The organism is Hydrogenophilus islandicus, assembly GCF_054657095.1.
The window spans coordinates 18,958-33,058 of record NZ_BAAHXE010000013.1; the positions used below are offsets into that span (position 1 = coordinate 18,958).

At 66.1% G+C, this 14,101-nt stretch carries 16 protein-coding genes; 8 read left to right on the plus strand and 8 right to left on the minus strand.

Translation table 11 applies throughout. The features are described from left to right. Nucleotides 1-26: 26 nt before the first annotated feature. From ACYQ6T_RS05610 to ACYQ6T_RS05620, 3 genes are read left to right on the plus strand one after another with little or no spacing between them, the layout of a single operon-like run. Nucleotides 27-938, plus strand: coding sequence for an NAD-dependent epimerase/dehydratase family protein (locus ACYQ6T_RS05610; RefSeq protein WP_459828657.1), 912 nt, complete (start codon nucleotides 27-29; stop codon nucleotides 936-938). Then, a complete protein-coding gene (locus tag ACYQ6T_RS05615) occupies nucleotides 938-1,354 on the plus strand; it encodes a CopD family protein (RefSeq protein ID WP_459828659.1) in 417 nt (138 codons plus the stop codon). Before ACYQ6T_RS05610 ends, ACYQ6T_RS05615 begins: the two co-directional genes overlap by 1 nt. Before the next feature lie 15 nt (nucleotides 1,355-1,369). Then, a complete protein-coding gene (locus tag ACYQ6T_RS05620; RefSeq protein ID WP_459828661.1) occupies nucleotides 1,370-2,602 on the plus strand; it encodes a THUMP domain-containing class I SAM-dependent RNA methyltransferase in 1,233 nt (410 codons plus the stop codon). Nucleotides 2,603-2,611: 9 nt separating this feature from the next. Here the strand turns inward: ACYQ6T_RS05620 and ACYQ6T_RS05625 are convergent, their stop codons facing one another. After that, a complete protein-coding gene (locus tag ACYQ6T_RS05625) occupies nucleotides 2,612-3,745 on the minus strand; it encodes a PilT/PilU family type 4a pilus ATPase (protein ID WP_459828663.1) in 1,134 nt (377 codons plus the stop codon). Nucleotides 3,746-3,757: 12 nt separating this feature from the next. Further along, a complete protein-coding gene (locus ACYQ6T_RS05630) occupies nucleotides 3,758-4,798 on the minus strand; it encodes a type IV pilus twitching motility protein PilT (RefSeq protein WP_459828665.1) in 1,041 nt (346 codons plus the stop codon). Between the two features lie 85 nt (nucleotides 4,799-4,883). On the opposite strand from ACYQ6T_RS05630, the gene ACYQ6T_RS05635 reads away from it, so the two are divergent. Genes ACYQ6T_RS05635 through ACYQ6T_RS05655 form a run of 5 tightly spaced genes read left to right on the plus strand, consistent with a single transcriptional unit; the run spans nucleotide 4,884 to nucleotide 7,739 of the window. Further along, on the plus strand, nucleotides 4,884-5,618 hold the full coding sequence (locus ACYQ6T_RS05635; protein WP_459828667.1) for a YggS family pyridoxal phosphate-dependent enzyme: 735 nt from the start codon (nucleotides 4,884-4,886) through the stop codon (nucleotides 5,616-5,618). Next, nucleotides 5,618-6,424 (plus strand): pyrroline-5-carboxylate reductase, encoded by an 807-nt coding sequence (proC, locus tag ACYQ6T_RS05640; protein WP_459828669.1) that lies wholly within the window; start codon nucleotides 5,618-5,620, stop codon nucleotides 6,422-6,424. Before ACYQ6T_RS05635 ends, proC begins: the two co-directional genes overlap by 1 nt. A gap of 1 nt (nucleotide 6,425) precedes the next feature. Continuing rightward, nucleotides 6,426-7,025 carry a YggT family protein gene (locus ACYQ6T_RS05645; RefSeq protein WP_459828671.1) on the plus strand — a complete coding sequence of 200 codons (600 nt, stop codon included), beginning with the start codon at nucleotides 6,426-6,428 and terminating at the stop codon, nucleotides 7,023-7,025. Between the two features lie 3 nt (nucleotides 7,026-7,028). Further along, nucleotides 7,029-7,334 carry a DUF167 domain-containing protein gene (locus tag ACYQ6T_RS05650; protein WP_459828673.1) on the plus strand — a complete coding sequence of 102 codons (306 nt, stop codon included), beginning with the start codon at nucleotides 7,029-7,031 and terminating at the stop codon, nucleotides 7,332-7,334. Nucleotides 7,335-7,340: 6 nt separating this feature from the next. Further along, a complete protein-coding gene (locus tag ACYQ6T_RS05655; protein WP_459828675.1) occupies nucleotides 7,341-7,739 on the plus strand; it encodes a NusG domain II-containing protein in 399 nt (132 codons plus the stop codon). On the opposite strand, the gene ACYQ6T_RS05660 is transcribed toward ACYQ6T_RS05655, so the two are convergent. From ACYQ6T_RS05660 to ACYQ6T_RS05685, 6 genes are read right to left on the minus strand one after another with little or no spacing between them, the layout of a single operon-like run. Then, nucleotides 7,729-9,054 carry a dihydroorotase gene (locus ACYQ6T_RS05660; protein ID WP_459828677.1) on the minus strand — a complete coding sequence of 442 codons (1,326 nt, stop codon included), beginning with the start codon at nucleotides 9,052-9,054 and terminating at the stop codon, nucleotides 7,729-7,731. The genes ACYQ6T_RS05655 and ACYQ6T_RS05660 overlap by 11 nt on opposite strands. Next, the gene (locus ACYQ6T_RS05665) at nucleotides 9,051-10,028 is read right to left on the minus strand and encodes an aspartate carbamoyltransferase catalytic subunit (RefSeq protein ID WP_459828678.1); all 978 of its coding nucleotides are present in this window, start codon (nucleotides 10,026-10,028) and stop codon (nucleotides 9,051-9,053) included. Before ACYQ6T_RS05665 ends, ACYQ6T_RS05660 begins: the two co-directional genes overlap by 4 nt. Further along, nucleotides 10,025-10,540 carry a bifunctional pyr operon transcriptional regulator/uracil phosphoribosyltransferase PyrR gene (gene pyrR / locus ACYQ6T_RS05670; RefSeq protein WP_459828680.1) on the minus strand — a complete coding sequence of 172 codons (516 nt, stop codon included), beginning with the start codon at nucleotides 10,538-10,540 and terminating at the stop codon, nucleotides 10,025-10,027. Before pyrR ends, ACYQ6T_RS05665 begins: the two co-directional genes overlap by 4 nt. Nucleotides 10,541-10,543: 3 nt before the next feature. After that, a complete protein-coding gene (gene ruvX, locus ACYQ6T_RS05675) occupies nucleotides 10,544-11,017 on the minus strand; it encodes a Holliday junction resolvase RuvX (protein WP_459828681.1) in 474 nt (157 codons plus the stop codon). Next, nucleotides 11,010-11,576: a YqgE/AlgH family protein gene (locus ACYQ6T_RS05680; RefSeq protein WP_459828683.1), complete on the minus strand. Its 567-nt coding sequence runs from the start codon at nucleotides 11,574-11,576 to the stop codon at nucleotides 11,010-11,012. Before ACYQ6T_RS05680 ends, ruvX begins: the two co-directional genes overlap by 8 nt. Nucleotides 11,577-11,591: 15 nt before the next feature. Beyond that, nucleotides 11,592-13,973 (minus strand): penicillin-binding protein 1A, encoded by a 2,382-nt coding sequence (locus ACYQ6T_RS05685; protein ID WP_459828684.1) that lies wholly within the window; start codon nucleotides 13,971-13,973, stop codon nucleotides 11,592-11,594. Nucleotides 13,974-14,101: the final 128 nt, after the last annotated feature.

The window sequence follows — 14,101 nt, forward strand, 5'->3', positions numbered from 1 at the left end:
TCGAATAGCAGCGATTGTACGGAAAAATGGCGCGGGTGCGGACTGTTCGGATCTTGGTCGTCGGCGGAGGGGATGTGGCGCTCAGGGCCGCGCGCCTCTTTGCCGCGCGCGCTCGCTTTTGGGTGGTGGTCCGTCGTGCTGAGGCTGCAGAGACGTGGCGGGCCCTCGGGGCGCGGGTGGTGGTCGCGGACCTCGATGACCGCAAGCAGCTGCGGCGGCTGATTGCCGCGGTGGACCAAGTGTGGGTGACCGCGCCCCCTGCGGGGGACGGCAGGGTGGAGCCGCGGACACGCCACCTCCAGGCGGCGCTCCGCAGGCACCAGGGCGATTGGCGGCCTCGGGTCGTCTATCTCAGCACGAGCGGCGTCTATGGCGACCGGGGCGGGGCATGGGTGCGCGAGAGCGACCCGGTCGCCCCGGCGACGCTGCGCGCCCGGCGGCGAGTCGCGGCAGAACAGCTCTGGCGCCTGTGGGCCCAGCGGGGGGGATGGGCGGTGCGGCTGCGGGTGCCGGGGATCTACGCTGCCGAGCGCCTGCCGCGGGAGCGGTTGGCGCGACGCGAACCGGCGATCATTGCTGCCGAGGACAGTGTCAGCAACCACATCCACGCCGACGACCTCGCGCGGCTCCTCTGGGTGGCGGGTTGGCGGGGGCGCAACGGCCGCCTCTACCATGCCTCGGACGACCTGCCGCTCCCGATGGGGGTGTGGTTTGACGCCGTCGCCGACGCGACTGGCTTGCCGCGCCCGCCGCGGTTGCCGCGCGCGGAGGCGCTTCGCCATGTGGGGGCGATGGCAGCGTCGTTCCTCGCCGAGAGTCGGCGGTTGAGTAACCGGCGACTGCGCGAAGAGCTCCGCTTTCGCTTGCGCTATCCGACGGTCTGGGCGTTCCTGGAAGAGACCTTTGGTTCCTCGTCGCCAAAAGTGAAGGAGTTGTGATGGGTTACGGCATCGTCAAGTCGCTCCATATCATTCTCATGACCTCGTGGTTCGCGGGGCTCTTCTACCTCCCGCGGATCTTCGTCAATCTTGCGATGGAGAGCCATCCCGCGGTAGTGGAGCGGCTGCTCCTGATGGCGAGGAAGCTCTTTCGCTTCATGACGCCGCTCGGGGTGCTCGCGATCCTCTTCGGGTTGTGGCTCTGGTTCGGTTTTGGCTTTTCGGGGGGGTGGTTGCACGCGAAGACGCTCCTCGTCGTCTTGCTGGTTGCCTACCACGCCTATTGCGGCGTGATTCTCCGGGAGTTTGCCGCGCAGCAGAACCGCCGTAGCCACGTCTGGTACCGTCTCTTCAACGAGATCCCGGTTCTCATCTTGACCGTGATCGTCTTTCTCGTCGTGCTGAAACCCTTCTGAAGCGGAAAATTCCCTGTGGCGTACCTTTCTGCGTTTGCCTCTGCCCCCCGCGGGTTGGAGCCGATTCTGGCCGAGGAGCTCGCTGCGGTGGGGGCGAGCGATGTCACTGTTCGCCCTGGCGGGGTCTCGTTTGCGGGCGACGCGCTGGTGGTGGCGCGGGCCAATTTGATGAGCCGGGTCGCGACTCGGGTGATGGTCAAGGTGGCCGAGGCACCGGTGGCATCGCTTTCTCGTTCCGGCCGTGAAGGGGAGGCGCTCTACCGCCTGGGACGCGACGTTCCTTGGCACCGCTACTTGACCCCTGACGATCGGCTGCGGGTCGACGTTGCGGTGGCGCGTGAGCGGCTCGCCGACACGGTGCCGTTTCTCACCCTGCGGGTGAAGGATGCGGTCTGTGACGCCGCCCGCGCCTACTACGGCCGCCGGCCGAGTGTCGACAAGATCTCGCCCACCGTGCGGGTCGTTGCGTTCCTCGACGATCTGGTCGCGGCGCTCTACTGGGATACGAGCGGGGTGGCGCTCACGCGCCGGGGGTTCAAAGGGGCAGCGACCGCAGCGCCCCTCAAGGAGAATCTCGCCGCCGGGATCCTCCGCTTGATCGGCTGGGAACCGCGGCTACCGCTCGTCGATCCGATGTGCGGCAGTGGCACCTTTGTCCTCGAAGCGGCGTTGCTCGCCTACGGGGTGCCGCCCGGGCTCTTTCGCTCGTTTGCCTTCGAGCGTTGGTCAGAGCTGGACCAGACGGCATGGCGGGCGATCCGCGACGAGGCGAGAAGAGAGGTCGCCGCGCGGGTCAAAAGCGGTGCCGCACCGCTCCTCTTTGCTTCGGACCGCGATGCGCGCCAGGTGCTCGGGGCGCAGCGCAACTGGGGGGAGCTCGAGGCGGCGCTCGGCGTGACGGTCCCGGTCGTCTGGGCGGTGTCGCCCGCCGAGGAGCTTCTGCTGCCCGAGGTTCCTTCGCCTGGCTTTTGGCTCGCCAATCCCCCGTACGGGGTGCGGTTGGCGCTCGAGGAGCGCACCGCGTGGTATCGCGCTTTGGGCAGCATCCTCAAGCACCGCTGGGCAGGGTGGCGGGCGCATCTCTTCACTGGCGACCCGGCGTTGGTGAAGTCGATCGGACTGCGCCCCGCCGCGAAATGGCAGCTGATGAACGGCGCGATTCCCTGCGCGCTCCTCTCCTATCCGCTCGTTGCGGGATCGGCGAAGGGGGCGCTTGCTTTGCGCGATCGCGCTGAGGCGCGTTCCTAGTCGGGCGACTTAGAGAATATCGATCCCCTCCGGCGCTGTGATGTCGGGTTTGTCGGGGCGCTTGCTCTGAAGTTTGATCTGGATCCGCAGGTCGTTGACCGAGTCGGCAAAGCGCAGCGCGTCCTCGTAGCGGATTTCGCCTGCCTCATAGAGGTCAAAGAGCGCCTGGTCGAAGGTCTGCATCCCGAGTTCGCGGGAGCGTTTCATCACCTCCTTGATCTCGGGGATCTCCCCTTTGAAGATGAGCTCGGCGATGAGCGGGGAGTTGAGAAGGATCTCGACGGCAGCGACGCGCCCGGTGCCGCTCGCCCGGGGAATCAGTCGCTGCGAGACGATCGCCTTGAGGTTGAGCGAGAGGTCCATGAGGAGCTGCTGCCGGCGATCTTCGGGGAAGAAGTTGATGATCCGGTCGAGCGCTTGGTTGGTGCTGTTGGCGTGGAGCGTCGCGAGGCAGAGGTGGCCCGTTTCGGCAAAGGCGATCGCGTACTCCATCGTCTCGCGGTCGCGGATTTCGCCCATCATGATGACGTCAGGGGCCTGCCGCAGGGTGTTTTTCAGCGCCACCTCCCAGCTGTCGGTGTCGATGCCGATCTCGCGCTGCGAGACGAGACACTTTTTGTGCGGATGGACAAATTCGATCGGGTCTTCGATGGTGATGATGTGGCCGCGGCTGTGTTCGTTGCGCCAGTCGATGAGGGCGGCGAGCGACGTCGACTTGCCGGTGCCGGTACCGCCGACAAAGATCACCAGCCCCCGCTTGATCATCGCGATCTCTTTGAGCACCGGCGGGAGTTTGAGGCCATCGAGCGTCGGGATGGTGTCGGGGATCGTGCGAAAGACGAGCGACACCCCCCCTTTCGAGAGGTAGGCGTTCACACGAAAACGGCCGATCTCTGCCGGGGCAATCGCGAAGTTGCACTCTTTGGTCGCTTCGAATTCGGCCGCCTGCCGGTCGTTCATCACCGCGCGGGCGATCGCGAGCGTGTGGGCTGCGGTGAGCGGCTGGTTCGACTGCGGCTGGATCGCGCCGTCGATCTTGATCGCAGGGGGGAAGTCGGGGGCGATGAAGAGGTCAGAGCCGTTGCGCTCTTTGACGCGGCGCAGCAGATCGGTAGTAAATTTCAGGGCCTGGTCGCGCTGCATAGCGGCTCTCCGTTAGCGAAACGCATCTTTGTTGACGGCGTAGGTGCGCGCCTCCTCGGGCGTAACGATGTGGCGGGCGACGAGCTGCTGCAGGCACTGGTCGAGCGTCTGCATTCCGACCGCTTGGCTGGTTTGCAGCACCGAGTAGATCTGCGCGATCTTGTTTTCCCGGATGAGGTTGCGGATTGAGGGGGTGCCGATCATGATCTCGTGCGCCGCCACGCGCCCCTGGCCGTCGCGTCGCTTCAAGAGCACCTGCGCGATCACCGCGCGGAGCGACTCCGAAAGCATCGCGCGGACCATCTCCTTTTCGGCAGCGGGGAAGACGTCGACGATCCGGTCGATCGTCTTTGCAGCCGACGAGGTGTGGAGCGTCCCGAAGACGAGGTGGCCCGTCTCAGCCGCGGTGAGCGCGAGGCGAATCGTCTCGAGGTCGCGCATCTCGCCGACGAGGATCACGTCGGGGTCTTCGCGCAGCGCCGAGCGCAGCGCATTTTCAAACGAGAGGGTGTCGCGGTGGACCTCGCGCTGGTTGATGAGCGACCGCTTCCCTTCATGGACGAATTCGATCGGGTCTTCGATCGTCAGGATGTGGAGCGGCTGGGTGGTGTTGAGGTAGTCGATCATCGCCGCGAGCGTCGTCGATTTCCCCGAGCCGGTGGGGCCGGTGACGAGAACGATGCCGCGCGGCTGGTCGCAGATCGTGCGAAAGACTGCGGGCGCGTCGAGATCTTCAAGCGTCAAGACTTTACTCGGAATCGTGCGGAAGGCCGCGCCCATGCCGCGGTTTTGGAGAAAAGCATTGACGCGAAAGCGCGCGAGGTTGGGAATTTCGAACGAAAAGTCGGCCTCGAGCCGCGCCTCGAACTCTTTGCGCTGCGCGTCGGTCATGATGTCGTAGACGAGCGCCTTGACGTCGGCGTCGGTGAGCGCAGGCAGATTGACGCGGCGGATGTCGCCGTGAATCCGCACGAGTGGCGGAAGTCCCGCCGAGAGGTGGAGGTCGGAGGCTTTGTTCTTGACGGCGAAAGCAAGGAGTTCGGCGATGTCCATCGGGTGAGCTCCGTCGGCGATAGTCGCTATGGTAGCTCAATTCCTGGGTGCTATACTCGTACTATTCATCGTTGGCAGAGAGGGTATGGCGGAGCGCGAAGCGGAAGAGTGGACTGCGCGGTGGCAGAGGGTCACCACCGAGATCGCCGCAGAGGCGACGCGGCTGGGGCGCGACCCCGAGTCGGTGACGCTTCTGGCGGTGAGTAAGACTCAGCCGCCCGAGGCTGTTCGTGCGCTCTACGCGGCGGGGGCGCGGCGCTTTGCTGAAAACTACGTCCAGGAGGCGGTCGTCAAACAGGCGGCGCTTGCCGATCTGCCGCTCGAGTGGCACTTCATCGGGCCGATTCAGCGCAACAAAACGCGCGTGATCGCTGCGGCGTTCGACTGGGTCCATTCGCTCGACCGGATCGAGGTCGCCCGGCGGCTTGCGGAGCAGCGCGATCCCGGGCGCGGGCCGTTGCGCGTCTTTCTCCAGGTCAATACCAGCGGGGAGGCGAGCAAAAGCGGGGTGGCGCCGGAAGCGGTGGTGCCGCTTGCTGAAGCCGTCGCAGCGCTACCCCAGCTGGCGCTCGTCGGGCTCATGACGATCCCTGAGCCGAGCCCCGACCCGGCGGTGGTGAGGAGCCGCTTTCGGTTGTTGCGCGAACTGAGTGAAACGCTGCAACGCGCCGGGTTTCCCGTCTCGGCCCTCTCGATGGGGATGAGCAGCGATTGGCGCTTGGCGCTTGCCGAGGGGGCGACCCACTTGCGGATTGGCAGCGCCCTCTTTGGCCCGCGGCCACAAAAGGGTGATGGACGATTGAGCAGAGAGGAGGAGTGATGCGGATCAGTTTTCTGGGTGGCGGAAATATGGCCGAGGCGATCCTCGGCGGGTTGCTGAATCTGCGCGTCGTCGACACCCGGCGGGTCCAGGTGGTCGACCCCAGCCCTGACCGGAGACGGGCGCTCGAGGAGCGCTATGGGGTCTCGGCGCTCGCGGTCGTCGATGATCCCTTTTTCGAGACCGATCTCGTCGTGTTGGCGGTGAAACCTCAAGTGGTGGGCGAGGCGTTGGCGCCCCTTGCGGGACGGTTGGGGCGGGTTCCGGTCTTGTCGATCATGGCCGGGGTGCCGATCGCGCGCATCGCGACCCTTTTGCAGGAAGAGGTGGCGATCGTCCGGGCGATGCCCAATACCCCCGCACTCGTCGGGGCGGGGATCACCGGCCTCTACGCGCCGCCAACGGTAGGGCAAGCGGTTCGCGCGAGCGCCGAGCGGGTGATGTCGGCCGTTGGCGAGGTGGTCTGGGTCGAGTCTGAGGCGGCGATCGACGCGGTGACGGCGCTCTCTGGCAGTGGCCCGGCGTATGTCTTCCTCTTGCTTGAAGCGTTACAGCGCGCGGGGGTGGCGCTCGGCTTGTCGCCAGAAGTGGCGCGGCGTTTAGCGATCGGGACGGTGGTGGGGGCAGGAAAACTTGCCGACGCGAGCGCCGATCCCTTTGAGATTTTGCGGGCGCGTGTCACCTCGCGGGGGGGAACGACGGAGGCGGCGCTCGCGGTGCTCTTGCAAGCGGGGTGGGCGCAAACCCTTGAAGAGGCGGTGGCAGCCGCCTACGATCGGGCTCAGCGCCTCGCGAAAGGGGAGTAAGATGGGAATGGGAGCAAGCGCCCTTTTCGACCTCCTCTTCGGCACCCTCTTCAACGGGCTCGCTGCGCTCTTCTGGGTTGCTTTCCTGATGCGCTGGCGGCGGATCTCCTTCTTCCTCCCCGGTGGGGCGTTTGTCTTGACGGCAACCGAGTGGGCGGCACGCCCGCTGCGGCGCTTTCTGCCGCGCACCCGGCTCGACTGGAGTACCCCGCTCTTGGCGTGGGTGAGCCAGATGGCGCTGATTTTCCTCAAATTTGCCCTCTTGGGGCACTTGCCGAGTCTGCCGCTCGTCGGTGTTTTTGGGGTGGTCGTCGTGGGTGGGTTTCTGGAGACCCTCTACGTCTTGGGGTACCTCGTCTTCTGGGTCGTGCTCGCGTCGGCACTCCTCTCGTGGCTGCAGCCGCAGGCGCCCATCGCACCCATTCTCCATGGGCTCGCGGAACCCTTTCTCGCTCCGATTCGCCGCTTCGTCCCAACGGTGGGCGGCGTCGATTTGAGCCCGGTGGTGCTCTTCCTCGCGCTCAACCTCTTGGCGATCGTCGGTGGGGAGTTGCGCTTCTCGCTGGTGCGCCGCTTGTTGGCTGCGTCGGTGGGGGGGTAAGCGGTGGCACTTTGGCAGGAGCATCCCGACGGGGTCGTTGTGACGCTCCACCTGCAGCCGGGCGCCAAACGGAGCGAATGGGCGGGGCAGCACGGCGAGGCCCTCAAGGTGCGCATCGCTGCACCGCCGGTCGAGGGGAAGGCGAACGCCGCACTGTGCGCTTTTCTTGCGGAGACCTTCGGACTGCGGGGAAGCGACGTCACCCTGCGCTCAGGGGAGACGTCGCGGACGAAACGGGTGTTGCTCGCGGTGCCCGCAGCGCGGCGCGGGGAGATCATCGCGCAGCTTGAGAAGTTCGCGCAGGGGTGAGCGGCAGTGGTGTTTGCCAATGACTGGTCGAGCGCCTTCAGGCGGTGGCTCTTGCCTGGTGACTGGTTCGCGCTCGCGTGCGGTATCGTAGCCGTTGCCGCTTCCCTCTTGTGGCTGACGCAAGCCGGCGCGCCGACCCACGCGGTGGTGCGGGTCGGCGGGAAAGTCGTCGGCACCTATCCGCTCGACGCGCCGCGCTCGGTGCAGGTCGTCGGGCCGCTTGGCGAGACGGTAGTCGAGATCGCACCGGGCCGCGCGCGGGTCTTGCGTGACCCGAGCCCGCGGCAACTCTGCGTCCGGCAGGGGTGGCTCACCCGTGCTGGGAGTGTCGCAATCTGCGCCCCGAATGAGGTCTCCGTGGAACTGACGGGGCGCGAACGGCTCTTTGATTCGCTCAACTTTTGACAGCGATACGGCTGCGGTCGAAGACGATCTCGCCGTTTCTCACCAGCAGGCCTACCTGCCCGGTGAGTGGCAGCCCCCACCACGGCGTGTTGCGTGCCGGGCCAACGAGCGACCGGTCATTGACGATCCACGGCTGCTCGGGGTCGAAGAGGACGAGGTCGGCGGGCGCCCCCACGGCGAGTCGCCCAAGCTCGTCGCGGCCGACGAGGCGCGCAGCGCGGCAGGTGACCGGCTGCAGCGTCTGCGCGAGCGTCAGCCCCTGCGTTTCGCCCCAGCGCAATACCGTGGCAAGGAGCGTCTCGAATCCGGCCGCTCCCGGTTTGCTCTCCGAGAAGGGAGCGGCTTTGGCATCCGCCCCCACCGTCGTGTGGTTCGAGGTGATCACGTCGATCGTCCCGTCGGCAACCGCTGCGGCGAGCGCGTCGCGATCGCGGCTGCTCCGAAGCGGTGGAAGGACGTGGGTGTGGGTGTCAAACGCCCCAATGTCGAGTTCGGTCATCGCGAGGTGGAGTGCCGAGACGCTTGCGGTGACCGGCAACCCCTCCGCTTTGGCGCGGCGGACGAGCTCCACGGCCCGTTCACTCGAGAGGTTGACGAGGTGGAGCCTCACCCCTGCTTCGCGAGCGAGCTCGAGGAGCCGAGTGAGTGCGACCGTCTCTGCGGCAACGGGAACAGGCGGCAACCCCAAGCGCGCAGCGACCACCCCATCGTGCGCCCCGCCCGGGAGATGGAGGTCAGGGTCGGCAGCGGTAAACCAGACGGGGAGGTCGAAACTCGCGGCATACTGCATCGCACGCAGCAGCGCCAACGAGTCGCGCATCGCGTGGTCTCCTTGCGAGAGGGCGATGCAGCCGGCAGCGGAGAGGCGGGCCATCTCGGCGAGCTGCTCGCCGCGAAGACCGAGGGTGAGTGCGCCCAGCGGCAGAATCTCGACCATTCGGGCGCGCCGCGCCCGCTCCAGCAGCATCGCCACCAACCCCGGTTCGTCGAGCGGGGGATCGGTGTCAGGCGCGACGACCAGGTGGCCAATGCCGCCCGCAGCGGCGCTCATGAGCTCCGCCTCCAACCGATCTTGCCGTTCGAGCACCGGCCCGGTGAGCCGGGCGTAGGTGTCGATGAGCGCCGGCGCGACGACGCTACCTTGGGCATCGACCGTCCAGTCAGGGGTGAACCCCGCGATCGCGACCGGTTGTGCGGGGTCGCGCGACGCGCGCTCCACCGCGACAATCCGCCCGTCGGCAACGGCAACGGCACCAAACCCCTCTTCCCCTTGGGCAGGGTCGACCCAGTAGGCGTTCGTGATCAGCCCTCTCATGCGACACCCCCTGGCGCGACGCCGGCAAGAAGCGTGAAGACCGCCATGCGAATCGCAATGCCGAAGGTGACCTGAGGCAGGATCACCGACTGGGGACCATCGGCGACGCTCGAGGCGATCTCGACGCCCCGGTTCATCGGACCCGGGTGCATCACGATCGCGTCAGGCTTCGCCCGTTTGAGCCGCTCGGGGGTGAGCCCCCAACACTCATGGTATTCGGCGGTGGAGGCGATGAACGAACCGTGCATCCGTTCATTCTGGAGGCGCAACATCATAATCACGTCGACGCCGTCTAGCGCCTCGTCGAGGTCGTAGGTGACGTGCACCCCGAGCTCGCTGAGTGCTTTGGGGAGCAGCGTCTTCGGGCCAGCCACCCGCACCTCCGGCACTCCCAGGGTGGTGAGCGCGGCGATCTCTGAGCGGGCGACGCGCGAGTGGAGGACGTCGCCGACGACGGCGACAGTCAAGCGGGTGAAGTCCTTCTTGTAGTGGCGAATCGTGTACATGTCCAAGAGCCCCTGGGTGGGGTGGGCGTGGCGGCCGTCGCCGGCGTTCAAAACGCTTACATGCTCAAGGCCCCGCTCGGCCAGGTGCTGGGCGATCCGCACCGGTGCGCCACTCGAAGCGTGGCGGATCACGAACATGTCGGCCATCATCGCGCAGAGGTTGTCGATCGTATCCAAGAGCGACTCCCCTTTGGCGGTGCTGCTCGTGGCGATGTTGAGGTTCACGACGTCAGCGGAGAGGCGCGCGGCAGCGATTTCAAAGGTGGTGCGGGTGCGGGTCGAGTTTTCGAAGAAGAGGTTGAAGACGCTCTTGCCCCGCAGCAGCGGCACCTTTTTCACCGCCCGAGCCGAAACTTCGAGGAACGAGTCGGCGAGCGTGAAGATCGTCTGCAGGATCGGTTCGGGCAGCCCGTCGAGGGTCAAGAGGTGCCGGAGCCGCCCATCGGGCGTCAGTTGTAGCGAAGTCATCGGTGAAGCTCCCAACGGAAGGTCTGCTGTGGGGTCAAGAGGAGCTCGAGCCGCGCCGATTCGGGAAGTGGTTCGGGGGTGCGCCACGGGCAGAAGTCGGCGCAGATCGGCAGCTCCCGTCCGCCCCGGTCGGCAAGCGCGGCGAGACGCACCGCCGCCGGACGACCGTAGTCGAAGAGTTCGTTGATCGCAGCACGTACCGTGCGGCCGGTGTAGAGGACGTCGTCGACGAGAAGGATTCGTGCCCCTTCGACCGCAAAGGGGAGCTCGGTAGGGCGAACCTCACGGCGTCCGAGCCCCCGTTGCGCGAGGTCGTCGCGGTAGAAGGAGACGTCGATCACCCCCAAGGGGAGGTGAGGGGCGACGCGGTTGCGGAGCCGCTCGGCGATCCAGCTCCCCCCGGCGTGGATGCCGACCAAGGCGTCGAATTCGCCGAGGTGGGGGGTGATCGCCGCTTGGAGTTCCGCAAAGAGCGCTTCAGCGTCAGGAAGGGGGAAAGGGGTGTCCGCCATCGTTTAGGGCTCCATGAGGGTGAGCGGCGGTTGGCCGTCGCAGAAGGCTTGGAGAATGAGGGCAGCGGCGACCGCGTCGAGCTGCTGTTTGCGCGTCTGCCAACGGGTTTTGCCCGCTTCCCGTAACAGTCGCTCGGCGTGGCTCGAGGTGAGCGACTCGTCGATGAGGGCGACGGGCAACGCGTAGCGGTCGCGGAGCGCTTCGGCAAAAGCGGTGACCGACGCGGCAAGGGGGTGGGGTTCGTCCGAGCGGGGGGAAAGGGGGAGGCCGAGCGCGACGCCGCGAGGCTGCCACTCGCGCACCAAGGTGTCGAGTTTCGTCCAGAAGCGCTCCCAAGGGGTCGCAGGAAGGATAACGAGGGGCGAGGCGATCGCAACCGGAAAGGTCGCGACCGCAACCCCGACGCGCGCTTCGCCGTAGTCGATGCCCAGCCACGTTCCGACGGCAAGTGGCGGCGCAGCTGCGGCGTCAGCCATGTCCCGCGCCTCCAACGAGAAAGCCCGGTCGAACGCCCAAGAGCGCCAGCGCCGCCTCGTAGCGTGCCTCCGGCGGGGTGGCGAAAATGATTTCGGGGTCAGCGGGGACGGTGAGCCAGTCGTTCCGCGCGAGTTCACTCTCGAGCTGCCCCTCGCCCCAACCCGCATGACCGAGGAGGACGAGAAAATCGCGTACCGCATTGCGATCCCCGAGACTCGGCAGAATGTCGCGGGAGGAAGTGAGCGCGAGCTCATCAGGGAGTTTGAGCGAACCCGCCCACTCGCCGTGCGGGCGGTGGAGGACGAATCCCCGTTCGGTTGCGACCGGCCCGCCGAAAAAGACCGGGGTGTCGGCAATCAGCGGGTTGCCGTTCGCCACCTCGACGCGCTCGAAGAGTTGCCCGAGCAAGAGCTCCGTGGGGCGGTTGATGATCAACCCCATCGCCCCTTGCGGATGGTGCTCGACCAGGTAGACGACGCTCTGCCGGAAGTTCGGATCGAGGAGTTCGGGCATCGCGATGAGAAAGTGGTGTTTGTAGCTGACAAAACGTTGCGCCATGATCTCTTCTCATCCTTAGTTGAGGAACGAACGCTCCAGGATCGGGGCAAAAGAGGGGGTTGTGCGCGCCGGCGTCTCGCTTGCCGGGGAGGTGGGCAGGGAGGTGCCCTCTCCCGCCTCTCCCTCTTCAGGCAGGCTGGGTCGCGGCGGATAGGGGTCGGGCGGTGGCAGCTCGAGATAGTGGTATTCTGGCCGACCATCGACCGTCGCGGTCGCAATCCCCGAGGGCATCGGCTGGAACTTCTCGGGGAGACCGGCTAGCGCCGTCTTCATGAAGTCGATCCAGATCGGCAGCGCGGCGCGACCGCCAGTCTCCTTTTTGCCCAGCGGCTTCGGTTGGGGGTAACCCAGCCAGCTGACTGCGACGAGCGACGGGTGGTAGCCGGCGAACCAGGCATCGACCGCGTCGTTGGTGGTGCCGGTTTTGCCAGCAAGGTCGTTGCGTTTGAGCTCGCGGCGGGCAGCAGCGCCCGTCCCCCGTTCGACCACGGTGTGGAGCATCGAGTCGATCAGCCAAGCGTTGCGCGCCGGGATCACGCGGATCCGCTCGTCGCCGGCAACAACCGGTTGCGCTTTCCACAGCAGCGTCCCTTGCGCATCGCGGATCTCGTCGATCAGAAAGGGTTCGATCAGGTAACCGCCGTTTGCGAAGACCGCGTAGGCGCGGGCGAGCGTCCAGGGGCTCGTCTCTCCCGCGCCCAAGACCATCGTGAGGTAAGGGGGGTGGTGCTTCGGATCGAACCCGAAGCGGGTGATCCACTGCTGGGCGTATTGCGGCGTGATGTCATACAGCACGCGCACCGCGGGGAGATTTTTCGAGTGGGCGAGCGCGTCGCGCACCCGCATCCACCCTTCGTATTTGTCATCGTAGTTTTTCGGCGACCACTCGGCGCTCCCGGTGACCTCGCGTCCGAAGGTGATCGGCTCATCTTCGATCCAGCTCCCCGGCATCCACCCCTTCTCGAGGGCCGCAGAGTAGATGAAGGGTTTGAATGCCGAACCGGGTTGGCGGAGCCCTTGGGTGGCGTAGTTGAATTTGGCGCTCTCAAAATCGTAACTGCCGACGAGTGAGCGAACCGCACCGTTCGATGGATCGAGCGCGACGAGCGCCGCTTGGGCGTTCGGCAGTTGCGTCCCCTCCCATTGCCCCTTGTCGTTTTGTCGAATCCGGACGACAGAACCGGGACGGAGCTGCACCGCTTGCGGCGCGCGGGGGGAGAGCGCCGGCTGCCAGAGGGCGAGCCCCTCTCCTTCCAAGGTGATCGTCCGCCCGTTGCGCCAGACCTTGACCGCCTTGGGCGCAACCTCGACGACGACGGCAGTGAGCGCTTCTGGCGCGTCGGGGTAGGCCTCGAGCGCTTCGGCGATCGCTCCGAACTCTTGACGGCGGAGCAGTTCAGCGGGGATCTCCCCTTCAGCGCCGCGGAAACCGTGGCGGCGGTCGTAAGCGATCAGCCCGCGCCGCACCGCAGCCTCCGCCTCCCGCTGCCAGTGGGGGTCGATCGTGGTGTAGACCTGCAGGCCCGCGCTCGTTGCCGCCTCACTTCCAAAGCGCTCGATGACGAACTGACGGACGAGCTCGGCGACGTGTCCTCCCCACGGAATTCGCCCGCCGACCAGGTCAGTGGGCGAAGAGCGGCTGTTTGCGAGCACCAGCGGTTCGGCCAGCGCCCGCTCGTACTGCTCCCCGTCGATGAAACCGGCCTCCTTCATGCGGCGCAGCACATATTCCCGCCGCGCGAGCGCCCCTTCCGGGTTGCGGTAGGGGTTGAGTTGCGACGGCGCTTTGGGGAGTCCCGCAAGCAACGCGCTTTCAGCAAGCGTCAACCCCTGGATCGGTTTGCCGAAATAGGTTTGCGCTGCAGCGGCAAAGCCGTAGGCGCGTTGCCCGAGGTAGATCTGGTTCATGTAGAGGGTCAGAATCTGATCTTTGGTCAGCTCCCGGTCGAGTTTGATTGCGAGAAGCATCTCGTAGAATTTGCGCCAGTAGCTCTTTTCTCGCGAAAGATAGAAGTTGCGTGCGACCTGCATCGTGATCGTCGAGCCCCCTTGCGCTTTGGCGCCCGAAAGGAGGTTGGCGATCGCGGCGCGCGCGATGCCGAGCGGATCGACCCCGGGGTGGGCGTAGAAGTGTTCGTCTTCTGCGGCCAAAATCGCCTTTTTGAGGTGCTCCGGCACTGCGGAGAGATCGACGACAATCCGCCGCTCCTCACCAAATTCGGCAATCTTTTCGCCGTTCTGGGCGTAGATGCGTAGCGGCATTTTAGGCCGGTAGTCGGTGAGTTGTGCGACATCGGGGAGCTCCTGCCAGGCAAAGAGGATGACCGTGGCCAGCACGGCAACCGGGGCAAGCGTCACCGCAAGGAGCACGGCGGACCATTGGAGGAGGCGGCGCATCGATTCTCTTGACAGCAGGTAACAATTCGACGATTATAGCTGCGATAGGGAGAATCAGGCGATTTCCACGGGGCACGGGATGAGATGGCCATTCGCAAGGGGGGGGGTTCAGAGGCGCCCATCAGGAG